The organism is Erwinia aphidicola, assembly GCF_014773485.1.
In the GTDB taxonomy this organism is placed as follows: Bacteria; Pseudomonadota; Gammaproteobacteria; order Enterobacterales; family Enterobacteriaceae; genus Erwinia; species Erwinia aphidicola.
The window spans coordinates 509544-523013 of record NZ_JACXBP010000002.1; the positions used below are offsets into that span (position 1 = coordinate 509544).

The 13470-nt window shown below is 58.4% G+C and carries 12 protein-coding genes; 4 read left to right on the forward strand and 8 right to left on the reverse strand.

All coding sequences use genetic code 11. The features are described 5' to 3' along the window. Positions 1–179: 179 nt before the first annotated feature. Complete coding sequence (locus ID864_RS06805) at positions 180–917, reverse strand: DeoR/GlpR family DNA-binding transcription regulator (protein ID WP_048917487.1); 738 nt, start codon at positions 915–917, stop codon at positions 180–182. A gap of 314 nt (positions 918–1231) precedes the next feature. On the opposite strand from ID864_RS06805, the gene ID864_RS06810 reads away from it, so the two are divergent. Beyond that, positions 1232–2044 carry a Cof-type HAD-IIB family hydrolase gene (locus ID864_RS06810; RefSeq protein ID WP_099754417.1) on the forward strand — a complete coding sequence of 271 codons (813 nt, stop codon included), beginning with the start codon at positions 1232–1234 and terminating at the stop codon, positions 2042–2044. A 95-nt stretch (positions 2045–2139) separates the two neighbouring features. On the opposite strand, the gene hglS is transcribed toward ID864_RS06810, so the two are convergent. After that, complete coding sequence (hglS, locus tag ID864_RS06815; RefSeq protein ID WP_048917489.1) at positions 2140–3474, reverse strand: 2-oxoadipate dioxygenase/decarboxylase HglS; 1335 nt, start codon at positions 3472–3474, stop codon at positions 2140–2142. Between the two features lie 203 nt (positions 3475–3677). Between hglS and ID864_RS06820 the strand changes: the two genes are divergently transcribed. Continuing rightward, entirely contained in the window at positions 3678–4316 is a 639-nt protein-coding gene (locus tag ID864_RS06820) for an RpiB/LacA/LacB family sugar-phosphate isomerase (RefSeq protein ID WP_191149610.1), read from the forward strand. A 43-nt stretch (positions 4317–4359) separates the two neighbouring features. Here the strand turns inward: ID864_RS06820 and ID864_RS06825 are convergent, their stop codons facing one another. From ID864_RS06825 to ID864_RS06835, 3 genes are read right to left on the reverse strand one after another with little or no spacing between them, the layout of a single operon-like run. Next, positions 4360–5736 (reverse strand): cytochrome c, encoded by a 1377-nt coding sequence (locus ID864_RS06825; RefSeq protein WP_099754419.1) that lies wholly within the window; start codon positions 5734–5736, stop codon positions 4360–4362. After that, complete coding sequence (locus tag ID864_RS06830; protein WP_191149611.1) at positions 5736–7325, reverse strand: GMC family oxidoreductase; 1590 nt, start codon at positions 7323–7325, stop codon at positions 5736–5738. The genes ID864_RS06825 and ID864_RS06830 overlap by 1 nt, the downstream gene beginning before the upstream one ends. A 28-nt stretch (positions 7326–7353) precedes the next feature. Continuing rightward, positions 7354–7872, reverse strand: a complete 519-nt coding sequence (locus ID864_RS06835; RefSeq protein ID WP_048917492.1) for a sugar dehydrogenase complex small subunit — start codon at positions 7870–7872, stop codon at positions 7354–7356. A gap of 171 nt (positions 7873–8043) precedes the next feature. Here ID864_RS06835 and ID864_RS06840 point away from each other — a divergent pair, with 171 nt between their 5' ends. Both ID864_RS06840 and ID864_RS06845 read left to right on the forward strand, forming a co-directional pair. Further along, positions 8044–8463 carry a nucleotide triphosphate diphosphatase NUDT15 gene (locus ID864_RS06840; RefSeq protein ID WP_048917493.1) on the forward strand — a complete coding sequence of 140 codons (420 nt, stop codon included), beginning with the start codon at positions 8044–8046 and terminating at the stop codon, positions 8461–8463. Positions 8464–8969: 506 nt separating this feature from the next. Further along, a complete protein-coding gene (locus tag ID864_RS06845) occupies positions 8970–9749 on the forward strand; it encodes a HalD/BesD family halogenase (RefSeq protein ID WP_048917498.1) in 780 nt (259 codons plus the stop codon). Between the two features lie 2 nt (positions 9750–9751). Here ID864_RS06845 and ID864_RS06850 read toward each other — a convergent pair whose 3' ends face one another. From ID864_RS06850 to treF, 3 genes are all read right to left on the reverse strand, one after another. Continuing rightward, positions 9752–10837: a DUF2817 domain-containing protein gene (locus ID864_RS06850; RefSeq protein WP_048917502.1), complete on the reverse strand. Its 1086-nt coding sequence runs from the start codon at positions 10835–10837 to the stop codon at positions 9752–9754. A 12-nt stretch (positions 10838–10849) separates the two neighbouring features. Then, positions 10850–11629: an ABC transporter substrate-binding protein gene (locus ID864_RS06855; protein WP_191149612.1), complete on the reverse strand. Its 780-nt coding sequence runs from the start codon at positions 11627–11629 to the stop codon at positions 10850–10852. 160 nt (positions 11630–11789) lie between these two features. Further along, positions 11790–13424: an alpha,alpha-trehalase TreF gene (gene treF / locus ID864_RS06860; RefSeq protein ID WP_191149646.1), complete on the reverse strand. Its 1635-nt coding sequence runs from the start codon at positions 13422–13424 to the stop codon at positions 11790–11792. Positions 13425–13470 lie beyond the last annotated feature (46 nt).

The following is a 13470-nucleotide window of genomic DNA, read 5'->3' on the forward strand; positions in this document are numbered from 1 at the left end:
ATGGCTAAATTTGATCGCCATCACGCTTCCACATGTGCAAATTACATGCGCGAATGGCGATGTATCTCTATGAAAATTAACTGATTAATGGTGTTACATCCACTGCCGCCTGCAATAAGTGAAAGCGCGCTTTCATCTGCGGCAGGATTGAGTCACTCAGGCTACGTTTTATGAAAGCTTCAGGCTTTCATCACCGTCACGCCCTGCTGCGTCAGCGCCGTTTCGACGTTCAGCAGCAGGCCCGCATCGGTAATCACCGTGTCGATATCGCTGTGCTTCGCCACGTTATAAGGGAACAGCTTGCCGAATTTCGCCGACTCGGCGATGACAAAGTTCTGCACGCCTTTCTCAATTGCCAGGCGGATATTCTCTGCGCGCATAATATCGCGGCCGGTGAAGCCATAGTTCGGGTGGTAGCCATCAATGCCGATGAATACCTTGTTAAAATTGATGTTATTGATGCACAGATGCGTCAGCGGCCCGACGAGGCACTCGCTGCGTTTTTGCAGCACGCCACCGATCAGCACCACATCCTGATGGCAGTTTTTCAGTTCATTAGCCACATAAACGCAGGGCGTGACCACCGTGACATCCAGCCCGGAGCGGCCAATCTCACGGGCGAAATGCGCATTGCTGCTGCCCGCTTCAATAAACAGCGTATCGCCCTCCTCCAGCAGCGTCAGCGCCCGTTTTGCCATCGCCTCTTTGGTGGTGAAGTTGCTGCTGACGCGTTCGCTGAGGTCGTTAAGCGACACCGCATAACCGTGGGCGCGGCTCAGATAGTGCAGGCTCTCCAGCTCCGCGAGATCTTTACGGATCGTCACCCCGGAAACCCCGGACAGACGCGCCAGCTCGCTGATGCTGACTTTACCTTTCTCTTCTACCCGATCGAGAATGCGCCGCTGTCTCTCTTTCATTTCTGCTCCATGACGTGACTGGATGTTTCAAAATAAAGCGTGATTTTCATAATATGAAAGCTGTGGCGGGTTCACAATCTCTTTCCACGGCGTTATTCGATGCCTCTTTTTTTACTCAGATATTTCTAACCTATCCTCTTTTGCTGCTGACGCCCTGTCAGGGGGAATAAAATCGCTACCGGCGTCTGATAACAGCCTGTGTTGCAGTTGAAAAGGGGAAGCCATCGGCAAAAACGACCTCTTTTTCACGGTATGTTTTTCCCCGATGATAGGCAGGGTTTATCTTCTGTTTATTTCAACCTGGGGCTGGCGTGATGATTAAGATGATTGCTGTGGATATGGACGGCACCTTTCTCGACGATAATAAGCGCTATAACAAGGCGCGATTTTTACAGCAGTATCAGCAGTTAAAGCAGCGGGGAATCAAGTTTGTGGTGGCCAGCGGCAACCAGTATTACCAGCTGATTAGCTTCTTCCCAGAAATCCGCGATGAGATTGCTTTTATCGCCGAAAATGGGGCGAATATCGTGGATAAGGGTAGAACGCTGTTTTGTGGAGCGCTCAGCGATGCGCATCTGCGGCGCGTGCTGGAAGTGCTGGCGGGCATTCCCTATATCCATGCCGTGGTGTGCGGACCGCGCAGCGCGTACATGCTTGATACCACCCCGCAACCGCTGCTGGCGCTGATGGCTAAGCATTATCATCGCCTTGAACTGCGCGAGAATTTTGCCGCGCTGGATGACACCATCTTTAAGTTCTCCCTGAATCTGAATGACGAGAAGATCCCCGAGCTGATGGCGCATATCGGGGATGCACTGGAGGGTATTGTCACCCCGGTTTCCAGCGGCTTTGGCTTTGTCGACCTGATCATACCCGGCGTACATAAAGCCCACGGGCTGAAGCTGCTGCAGCGTCAGTGGCAGATTGCCGATGAGGAAGTGGTGGCGGTCGGCGACAGCGGCAATGATATCGAAATGGTGGCCCACGCCGGCTTTGGCTTTGCCATGGATAATGCCCAGCCCGGGGTGAAAAAGGTCGCGGGGTATCACACCGAGAGTAACAATCAGCAAGGTGCGCTCAATGTGATTGAGCGCGTGCTGGCCGGAAGCCATCCGTTTAACCCCTAAAAACGGGCTGACCGAAAAATAAGGTCCGCCCCTACGAATGCAGTTTGTTGTAGGGGCCGACCATTTTTCCGCTCGCCCCGTGGTGGGCGTGCCCCTTAACGGAACAAATTATCGATTGAATCCTGCTGCAGCTGCTGGTACAGGCTGAACTCATCAATCACGGCCACGCCCAGCGCCCGTTCAAATTCCGCCTGGCTGGGGTTGCCGCTGCCCACTGAACTGGCATCGCTGCCCAGATTCGACTGGAAAATCCCTGCCGCACTCACCGGCAAAAAATCCTCGTAGATAATCGGCTCGGCCGTCACCGCGCCACGGGCAATCAGGCTTTCCAGATCTTCGCCCGGCTGCGCGCTGACCTGCTGATTACGCCGGTAGCGATACCACGCCAGCTGCTCGCGCCGTAAGGTTGCGGCATCATCCGGGAAGGCAGCGAACACCGCGCTGAGATGCTGCTGATGGCTGGCGTTATCGCTGTGTTTTTCCGCTGCGGCCTCGCGCAGCAGGCGGTCATACAGCTCGCGTCCTTTACGGGTTAACGCCACGCCGCGCTGCTCAATCTCGCCAAAGCGCGCCGTATGCGTGCCGGCCGTGCGATCGCTGAAATCAATCGCCTCGTTCAGGGCTTTAAAACTGGTCTGACGCAGCAGGATCGGACAGCTGCGCGCTGGCGGTCCTTCTATGGTCTCCTTCGGCGTGATGCCATACTCCGGCATCAGCTGCTGCACGCGGTCAATATCCAGCGTGCGCGGCGTCAGATGGTTGATATGCGGCCCGCGGAAGCAGACCACGTCGGCGATCAGCCGGTGCTGCGCCAGCAGGGTGTTATAGGTGCTGAGATCGACCGAGGCCTGCTGGTGCCAGCGGAACGTTTCCAGCGCCTGGCGCACAAACTCATCGGCATCATCATCCCTCAGCCCGCCCTCCTGCTGCCACTGCGCCAGCAGCTCGCGCAGGCGCGGCGTAAAGATATCGCGCTGTTGCAGGATCTCACTGACCCGCTGGCGCAGCGCGTCATCGCTAATCAGCTCCAGGCGCAGCAGCGAGGTAAACACGCGAAACGGATTGATCTGCAGCGCGCGCTCTTCCACCGGGCGGAACGCGGTGGAGTGCACCGGCACGCCCGCCGCCGACAGGTCGTAATAGCCGACCGCCGACATGCCCATCACCGCAAACACCTGGCGCAGCGTCGCTAACTCCTGCGCGCTGCCGACGCGGATAGCGCCGTGACGCTCCACGCTTAGCCGCTCCACTTCCTGCTGCCACTGCGCCGCTGCCAGCTGCTCAGGGTGCTGCTGTAAAACCTGTTGATTCACCTCACGCACCAGCTGCAACAGCGTGCCATATTGAGGAACTTCCGTCTGGTACATCGCCGACATCGCTTTGGAAAAGCGGTCACGAATATGGTCCGCGCTGATAAACCGGTCGCTCATTACTGTTCTCCTGAAAAGTCCCACCCGCAGGATAGTCATGCCGCTGCGAGCTAAGTGATAGTTTCATCACAGAATTTGATCTCATCGGGGGATGAGATAGCTAAATCACAAAAATGAAACACTGTTTTACTTTTACTTGAGCTCTTCGGCGGGCCGCACTACACTCACCTGACATCACGACCCGCTTAATCAGGAGAGACCGGATGAAAATTGCATTGATGATGGAAAACAGCCAGGCCGCGAAGAACGCCATCGTGCTGAATGAACTGCAGCAGGTTGCCGCCCAGCAGGACTTCCCGGTGTATAACGTCGGCATGAGCGATGAGCAGGATCACCACCTGACCTACATCCACCTGGGGATTATGGCCAGCCTGCTACTGAATTCAAAAGCCGTGGATTTTGTCATTGCCGGGTGCGGCACCGGTCAGGGCGCGCTGGTCTCTCTCAATATTCACCCCGGCGTGGTGTGCGGCTACTGCATCGACCCGGCGGATGCCTATTTATTTGCCCAGATCAACAATGGCAATGCGCTGTCGCTGCCGTTCGCTAAAGGTTTTGGCTGGGGCGCGGAGCTGAACCTGCGCTTTATCTTTGAGAAGGCCTTCGCCGGTGCCAAAGGTCAGGGTTACCCACCGGAGCGCAAAGAGCCACAGGTGCGCAACGCCGGGATCCTCAACCAGGTGAAGGCCGCGGTGACCAAAGATAACTATCTCGATACGCTGCGCGCCATTGACCCGGAGCTGGTGAAAACGGCGATTTCCGGGGAACGCTTCCAGCACTGCTTCTTTGAACACTGTCAGGAGAGCAGCATCCGTGATTTTGTGCAGGAACGTCTGCGCTAAAGAGAGAAGCGGACCAGAACGGTCCGCTCATGGGTTGGCGAGGTTAGCGCCTGCGCAGGCGCAGCAGCGCGAAGAGGAGCAGCAGCACCAGCACCACGCCTCCGGCAATCAGCCAGTTCATGTAACGCACAATCAGCGGCGCTTGCCCGCCCTGACGCAGCTGGGCGACCTCATCGGCCGTTAACTCATCATTAATTCCGGCAAAGTGGCTGCGCACATAGCGGGTGACCGAGGCAATCTGCGCGTTGTTCAGCTCGGTAGCAAACGCTGGCATGCCCACGTCCGCATCGCGGCTTTTACGATGAATGCCGTCAACGATGGTCATCACCAGGTTGTTCGGCGTGGCGGCGGAGACCGCGCTGTTGTGGGTCAGCGACGGGTAGAAGTTATCCTTCGTGCCCTCGCCCGTCCGGCCATGGCAGCTGGAACACGCGCCGCTGTATAGCACCGCACCGTCGGTGGTGGCACTGTCCGCCAGCGAAGCCTGGTCGCCCTGCCCGCTAATCACCGCGTTGATATCGGTTGCAGCCGGTTTATCAGCGGTGACCGCCAGCGGGCTTTGCTGCGCGGGGACCTGTTTGATCCACGCGGCAATTGCCTGCAAATCGTTATCCGGCAGGTACTGGAAGCTGTGCTCCACCGCTTCGCCCATCGCACCCGCCGCCTGCGCTTTGCCCTCAAGGTGGCCGGTTTTCAGATAGGTGACAATATCCTGCTGGCTCCAGTCGCCAATCCCTGATTTATCCGGCGTAATATTGGGGGCGTACCAGCCACCCAGCGGGCTGCCCGCCAGATAGCGGCTGCTCTCTTCCGCCATCATTAGGTTGCGCGGGGTATGGCAGGTGCTGCAGTGGGCCAGCACGTCGACCAGATATTTACCGCGATTGAGCTGCGCGCTGAGATCGGCCTGCGGTTTAAAAGGCTTATCGTCGCGGTACAGCAGGTTCCAGCCCCACATGATCTGGCGAATATTGAACGGGAACGCCAGTTGAGTTTTCTCCGCCGGAGCCTGCTCGACCGGCTTCACGTCGTGCATCAGGTAGGCGTACAGCGCGCGGATATCCTCATCGGTCATCCCCTGATAGGCGGTGTACGGCATCGCCGGGTAGAGATTACTGCCGTCGGCGGCCACCCCTTTGCGCAGCGCGTCGGCGAACTGCTGTTCCGTGTAGTTGCCGATGCCGAACTGCTTCGACGGGGTGATATTGCTGGCAATAATGCGCCCCATCGGCGAGTCGATGGCGTAGCCCCCGGCAAACGGCGCGCCGTTCTCAGCGGTCTGACGGTGGCAGGCGCCGCAGTCGGCGGCGACGGCCACGTACTTACCGCGGGCAATCAGCGCCGGGTCAGGCTGTGCATCAGCCGCCGCCGCGCTGAAAGCGCAGGTCAGCAGCAGAGTAGTCAGAAGCGTTTTCATCATCAGATCTCCCTCTCAATGATTTCCGCCATGCGGATACTCAGCGCCACGCCGGTCAGCGTGGGGTTGATGACTCCGGAAGCCGGAATAACGCCCGTCGTCGCAAGGAACAGATTGCTGTGATCCCAGCTGCGGCATTCGTGATTGACCACCGAATCTTTCGGGTCAGCGCCCATGATCACCGTGCCCATCAGGTGGTCGCGGTTCTGCCAGCCGGTGTTGTCCTCCACCACTTCTCCGCCCATCAGGCTGACGAAGCGGCGATAGTCGGCATCTACCACGTTTTTCGCCGCCTTGACGTAATCATCCACCTCGTAATGCACCGTCAGCATCGGGATGCCGAGGGCATCTTTGCGCGTGCTGCTCGGGCGCACGGTGTTGGTGGCGTGCGGCAGGATCTCAAATACCGTGGAGATATCCACCCAGCGCGCGGCCTGGTGACGGATCTGCTCGTCGAGTGCCTTACCGATGACCCCTTTGGCGATCAGCCGCTGCGCCACCGCCATATTCGGCACGTTGTTCGACATGGCGTGTTTGATTGCGGCGTGTTTCTTGCGGAAGTCGCCGTCGCGATAGTTGAAGATGCCGCCCTGCTGCACCGCTCCCCGGCCGGGCCACAGCGGCTCATCGGCAAGGAACTGCAGCCCCATGCCGGTGTGGTCCATCAGGTTACGCCCAACCTGATCGGAACTGTTGGCGACATCCGAGATCAGCAGCAGCTTGGGCGTTTCCAGCCCGTGTGCGGCAACGATAAAATATTTCGCCGTCAGGCGCGTATCGACGCCTTTTGAACTGCGTACGTGCACCGCCACAATCTTACTGTCGGCGCCTTTTTCCAGCTTCCACGCGGTGGAGTCGGTCAGCAGGCGCGCCCCGGCATCTTCCGCGTGCTGCGCGTGCTTGTCGCCGCTGTACATCGAGCCAATCGGGCACACCGGCATGCAGTTGTTGTTGCCGCTGCACGCCGGGCGACCGTCATAAGGTCGGGTGGCGCGGCCATTAGGCTCATGGATAAAGTTGTACCCGGCCGGGCTGAGGCGGCTTTTCAGGCGCTGGAAAATATAGGTTTCGCCTTCCGGCTCCATCGGGTACGGTTTTGAGCGCGGCGGGAAGGCGCTGCCGCCCTGGCCGCTCTGGTCGTCCGTATCGCTGCCGCACACGCCGAGCGCCTCTTCCGCCTTCTGGTAATACGGCTCCAGTTCGCTGTACTCCATCGGCCAGTCGCGACCGACGCCGTACAGAGTTTTCAGCTTCATATCATTCGGCAGATAGCGCCAGCAGGCTGCCGCCCAGTGCCAGGTCGTGCCGCCCACCAGCTTCAGCATGCCGGGGCGAAAGTCGAACGAACCGGTATTTTCAATATACTGTTCGTCGTAAGAGTGGTGCGCCCAGGGCTCATTCGGGTACGGCGAGTTATAGTTGCCTTTTTTCGGCGAATTACGGAAGTTTTCGACGATTTTCCAGCGCGGGATCTTCTCTCCGGCTTCCAGAATAATCACCGATTTGCCCATGCGGGCCAGCGTAGTGGCGGCATTACTGCCCAGCGCGCCGGAACCGACGACAATCACATCGGCATCGTATTGTTGGCTCATAGTGGTGCTCACATTAAAAGAGAAAGAGTTAATCGTTTTTTATTGTTGCTGGCGGCTGGGTCCAGTAATTGGTATGACCACGGGAATACGTTGGGATGACGGTGGCATCCAGCGTCGGGGCATACATCAGCGCATCGGTGTAGGTGACAAAACGGGTATTATCAACGGCACGCAGCGCAACCGGCGTACCGGTGTAGCCGAGATACCAGGCTGAGATAATGGTTTTGATCGTGTCACCGCTGGCCCCCTGCATCAGCGCATGACCGTTAAGCTGGTCCGCTTGAGTGATGCCCGCGCTCTGCAACGCGCTGCTCAGCTGCTGAAGATGGGCTGGAAACTGCGCATCTTCCGCCGCCAGGCAGTGCAGTGCGCGCTCTGAAACCAGCGGGCTAAGCTGCGTGCGCCCGGTTAATAACTGCGAGATCCGGTAAAAAATATGGCTGTCGCTCGAAGCGGCAGGCGCGGCGCCCCAGGAGAGGGACGGGTTGAGTACCGCCATGCCCAGCAGCGCCGCACCGGAAGTGATGAGTGTCCTGCGTGTTAACATAAATGGATGCCTGGTTTAAAAAATTGTGACCAGTTTCACACTACGTAGGCGGATTTGTAAATGGATTGTAAATTAGGGCAATAGTTAAGCGTGGCTGATACCCCAGTCTAATTTCAGCCCGCGGCTGATTGCAGGCTGAGGCAGCTTAAAACATCATCGTGAGGAGTAAATATGACCTATCCACGAGTGGGCGTTGGCGTCCTGATATTCCGCAATGGCCTGCTGTTACTGGGGAAACGCAGCGGCAGCCACGGTGCCGGCGACTGGTCAGCCCCCGGCGGGCATCTGGAGTATGGCGAGACGCCGCAGCAGTGCGCCGCGCGGGAGGTAGCCGAAGAAACCGGATTAACCTTAGGGAAATGCATTAATGGTCCCTTTACAAATGACTTTTTCAGCCGTGAGCAGAAACATTACGTCACGATTTTTATGCTTAATTACGACGCCGAAGGCACGCCGCAGCGCCTGGAACCGGAAAAATGTGAAGGCTGGCAGTGGTTTGACGTAGGCGCTCTGCCGCAGCCGCTGTTCGCCCCGCTGCAATCACTGCTGGCAGAAACCGATCTTAACGCGCTGAGCGAGGGCGCCCGCTGAGGTATCTCCACAAAAATTGATTTGAATAGTGTTGCGGGATGACAGGTGCCCGGTTTCAGGAGGGAGGGCTGCTTTCCGCACCGGCATGAATACGTCCCTGTAGCCTGGCTCACGGCCATCCCTGGCCGTGGGCCTGCTGCAATCAGCCCTCCCTCCCTGCACCCGAAGCCTCAGCGTCGCGGTTTGAAACCCACAGCGAGCACGATGCGAGTGGGGGATGAGCTCAGCCTGAGATAAACCGGACGTCACGCGGCAGGGATGCCGCGTGACGAGGCCCGCAGGGAGCGTCTTTTGCCGTTCCGGCGTGCTCAGGCTGAGCTCAGACCGGTTTGCGGACGTTTAGCGATAGAAGTCATTTCTGGGGATCCCTCACAGGGCGACCCTACGAAAGCGACGAAATGAAAATAGCGCCGGTGATAATCTGATGAAAAATCAGCCACACCCCGTAGCAACTCGTCGGGCAAAGCTTTACATTGGTTTATCCCCATTCTGCCGATGAGAACGCGATGAACCCTCTTGCCCCGCTGCTCAACCTCACTACCCACCCGATTGACGATGCTGACTATATCGCCCACTGCCAGCAGCAATTGGCCAGCGACGGCGCGCTGGTGCTGCGCGGTTTTCTGACTGCGGATGCGCTGGCCGCGATTAAGCAGGAAGGCGATGAAAATCAGCAGCTGGCGTTCTACGCTGCCAGCCAGCACAACGTCTATCTGCAAAAGCCCGATGCGCACTATGCTGACAACCACCCGCGCAACCGTCAGGTGGTCTCGTCGAAAGGCTGCATCACCGATGAAGAGATCCCGGCTGATTCCCCGCTGCGTACCCTTTACGACTCGCCGGTGTTTAAGGCCTTTCTCTGCGGGGTATTGCAGGAGCAGCAGCTCTATCCTTATGCCGACACGCTCTCCTCTATCAACCTGCACTACGCGCATACCGGGCAGGAGCTGGGCTGGCACTTTGATAACTCCTCATTTGCCATTACTTTGCTGATCCAGAAACCCGAGGCGGGCGGCGTGTTTGAGTACGTCAGCCATTTGCGTGATGCGGAAGCGGGTGAAATGAATTTTGCCGGGGTGGCCGAAGTGCTGGACGGGGAACGTGCGGTACAGCAGCTGGCGATTGAACCGGGGGATTTAGTGCTGTTCCGCGGGCGTAATGCGCTGCATCGCGTCTCACCAACGGAAGGCGATACCACGCGCATGCTGGTGGTGCTGGCTTACAATGCCCAGCCGGATATTGCGCTGTCGGAAAGCGCCCGCATGACCTTCTACGGGCGCCTGTAACCTTAGCCGATCAGGGCATCCCAACCGCGCTGGAAGATCTGGCGGGTGCGCAGTGCCGTTAGCGCTCGCCAGTCTTCATCCGCCGGATAGAACCCCTCAAACAGCTGCTTTTTCAGCGCGATGCCCTGCTCGCTAAGCGGCTCGCCGTAAAGATGCAGCCAGTGATCGTCGCGCACCCGGCGATGCATCTCACGCCCTTCGTAGGTGCCGCACTCTACTACCAGCTGCAGCAGTTCGGTGTCCGGTAACTGGTCGAGCATAAACTGTGACAGATAGCCGGTTGCCGTCGCGGTGACCCCGGTTTCGCTGTCGCGGTTGTCACCGGTCATGATCACCGTCAGCCACTCGCCGAACAGCTGCTTAGCCTGCTCCAGCGCCGCATAAGGGCGCTCGGCAATGGCTAACAGCATCGGATGGCCGTAAGCCCCCGCGCCGGTGTGCAGATCGAAGCTGATAATCCGCCGCGCCATTTGCAGATGATTCGCAATAATCTGGCGCAGCGTGCGCTGCGACCAGCTGGGCTCGCAGCCACCGTAGAAAATGCCGTCGGCAAACTGATACTGGCCGGCTTCGACAATCCGCTTTACGCCACTCCAGCCCATATCGGCACACTTCTGCGCCATCTGCATATCGGCGGCAGCGCGCTCGGGGCCATCGATATCCTGACAGCGATAAATGCTGTGCAGCGGCGGGTACGCCAGGTTTTGCGGAATAGCCGCGCTGAAATCGATAAAGTTGCGGTTCAGGTCAGCATTATCTTCATTGACGCGGCGCAGGTGCGCGGTGCCCCAGGGATTGATCAGATGCACCATCACCAGCGCCACGTGCGGCGGCAGCGAACTGCCGTCGAGCGCGTCGAGCCAGGCGATCTGGCTGTCAGAGCCATAATACCCTTCAACGCCGTGCGTGCCGGAAACCACCAGCATTACCTGCGGCGCATCGGCCCGGCCAATCACCGCCACCTCGGTGGAGAGTGCCTCGCCCTGCGGTCCTGTCAGCGGGTGCGGATAGCCAGTGATTGCCCCGCCCAGCCGCCCAACGGCCGCCAGGAAGCGCGCCCGCTGCTGGCGATAATCGGGCAGTGTTATCTGCGTCATGGTCTACTCCGGTCGATGGTAAACATCAAAGCTGAAGTACTTTTTCGACAGCTGGTCGTAGGTGCCGTTTTTATGCAGCTCGGCCATCGCCGCGTTAATTTTGGCAATGCGCGCAGTGTCATCTTTACGCAGCCCAATCCCCACGCCTTCACCAAAGTATTTCGGGTCATACAGCGGTTTACCGGCAATGTGATAACCGGCACCCTGAGGGGTTTTCAGAAAGCCCGATTCGGCGGATGCCGCGCTGGTAAAGGTGGAGTCGAGACGGCCCGAAGCGAGATCCGGATAAATCTCGGACTGGTTGGGGTAGCTAATCACTTCCACGCCCTGGCTGCCCCACATCGCTTTCGCGTAGCCTTCCTGGGTAGTGCCCTGCGCCACGCCGACGGTTTTGCCCTTCAGCGATGCCAGCTCCGGCAGCAGCTTACTCTCTTTACGCGTCAGCAGTGCGCTCGGCGTGTTGTAGAGCATATCGGTGAAGGCCACCTGCTGGCGGCGCTTTTCGGTCATCGCCATGGCCGAGAGAATTGCGTCAAATTTACGTGCCTGCAGCGCCGGGATGATGCCGTCATAGCCGGTCTGCACCCAGACGCATTTCACCTGCATCTGCTGGCAGATAGCGTTACCCATATCGATATCAAAACCCTGCAGCGAGCCATCAGGCGCTTTCGATTCAAACGGTGGGAAAGTCGGGTCGACGCCGAAGCGCAGCTCTTCAGCGGCGAATGCCGAAGCGCTAAACCCCGCCAACAGTGCCAGCGCGGTTAAAGTCAGTTTTTTCATGCCACGATCTCCGGGAGCTTTCTAGGGTTAAGCACCAGTAATAGCATGATTTCACATTAAGAAATAAAGCATTTGTCTTATGAAAGCGCGGCCGTTTATAAGCCACTTTTATAATGCGCGGGGAAATTAAACGGGGCGACAGCGTGCCGCCCCGGGGTCATTACAGCTGTGGATACATCTCCAGCAGGCGGCGCGTCACGCCATTGGTCCAGCCGAAGCCATCCTGCAGCGGATACTCACCGCCGCCGCCCAGCAGCGCGGCATCACCGCTGATGTTGTACTTCTCCACCATCTTATGGTGCTGGTCATAGGTCGCACCGACGGTTTTCAGCCAGCGGCTGGCAATCTCCTGCGCCAGCAGCTCTTCGCCGTAGCTGTTAAAGCCTTTCACCGCCAGCCACTGCAGCGGCGCCCAGCCGTTCGGGCTGTCCCACTGCTCGCCGGTCACTTCCATGCTGCACAGCATGCCGCCCGGAGCCAGCAGATAATTCCGCACCGCTTTCGAGGTGCGCGTCGCCTGATCCAGGCTCGACATGCCGACATACACCGGGGTTACCGCAGCGGCAGAGAACGACGCCTTTTCGCCATCGCGCCAGTTATAGTCACGATACAGGCCGGTATCCTCTTCCCACAGATACTTATCAACGATTTCACGGCGCGTCAGCGCCAGCTGCTGATAGCGATCCGCAGTCGCCTGGTCGCCTTTGCTGGCCGATAGGCGCGCAATGGTGGTTTCCAGCTTGTAGAGGAACGCATTCAGATCGATCGGCACAATGCTGGTGGTCTGGATACTCTCCAGACGGCCAGGCTCGCTCAGCCAGCGCGAGGTATAGTCCCAGCCGGAAGCCGCCCCGGCACGCAGGTCGCGGTAGACTTCGCTCGCCGGGCGTGACGACTGGCGGGCCGTCTCTACATCCTCATACCAGGATTCGTCGCGCGGCGTGTCGCGGTCATCCCAGTAGCGGTTCAGCACCGAGCCGTCCGGCAGCATCACCACGTGGCGATAGGCCTGATTCGGCTGCAGGTTTTCCTGCCCGTCCATCCAGAACGCATATTCGCTTTTCAGCTGCGGCAGATAGTGCGCCGCTTCATGCACGTCGTTCTTCTCAAACAGCTCGACCATCATGGCGAACACCGGCGGCTGCGAGCGGCTGAGATAATAGGTCCGGTTGCCGTTAGGGATATGGCCGTACTTGTCGATCATCCACGCAAAGTTATCGGCCATATTGCGCATCAGATCGCAGCGCCCTGCCGCCGCAAAGCCCAGCATGCTGAAGTATGAGTCCCAGTAATAGGTCTCACTAAAGCGACCACCCGGCACCACATAGGGTTTTGGCAGCGGCAGCAGGGAGGAGAACTCACTGTGCTTCTGCGGCTGACGGGTGAGTACCGGCCACAGCGCATCAATGTGCTGCGCCATGGTGTTGGTGGGGTCAGACACATAGCGGCTGTCATAAGTCCCCGGCAGATCGAAATTCTCCAGCACAAACTTCAGCAGGTCGAACTGCTGCTGCTCGCGTTCCAGATAATAGCGATACAGGATGCGCTCCGGTTCAATCTTCGGCGCACAGTCGGCAAAGGTTTTGCTGTCGGGGAAAATACGCGACATCTGCACCGCCTCGAACAGATCCTGATAACGGTCTGACGGCGTGAGGATGTCCGAGGCGGGCAGCCCACGAATCGGCTCCGGCTGCGGTTCAACCCCCGCCTCTGGACCCGACTCATAATCATCATACCAGGCTTCATATTCAGTATGGTTATTGTCAATCAGCGTTTCGTTTTGGTTGAAAGTGATAAGAACCTCCTGATGCCGAAAAAGTCCGACAAAGTCGCTTGGTGAA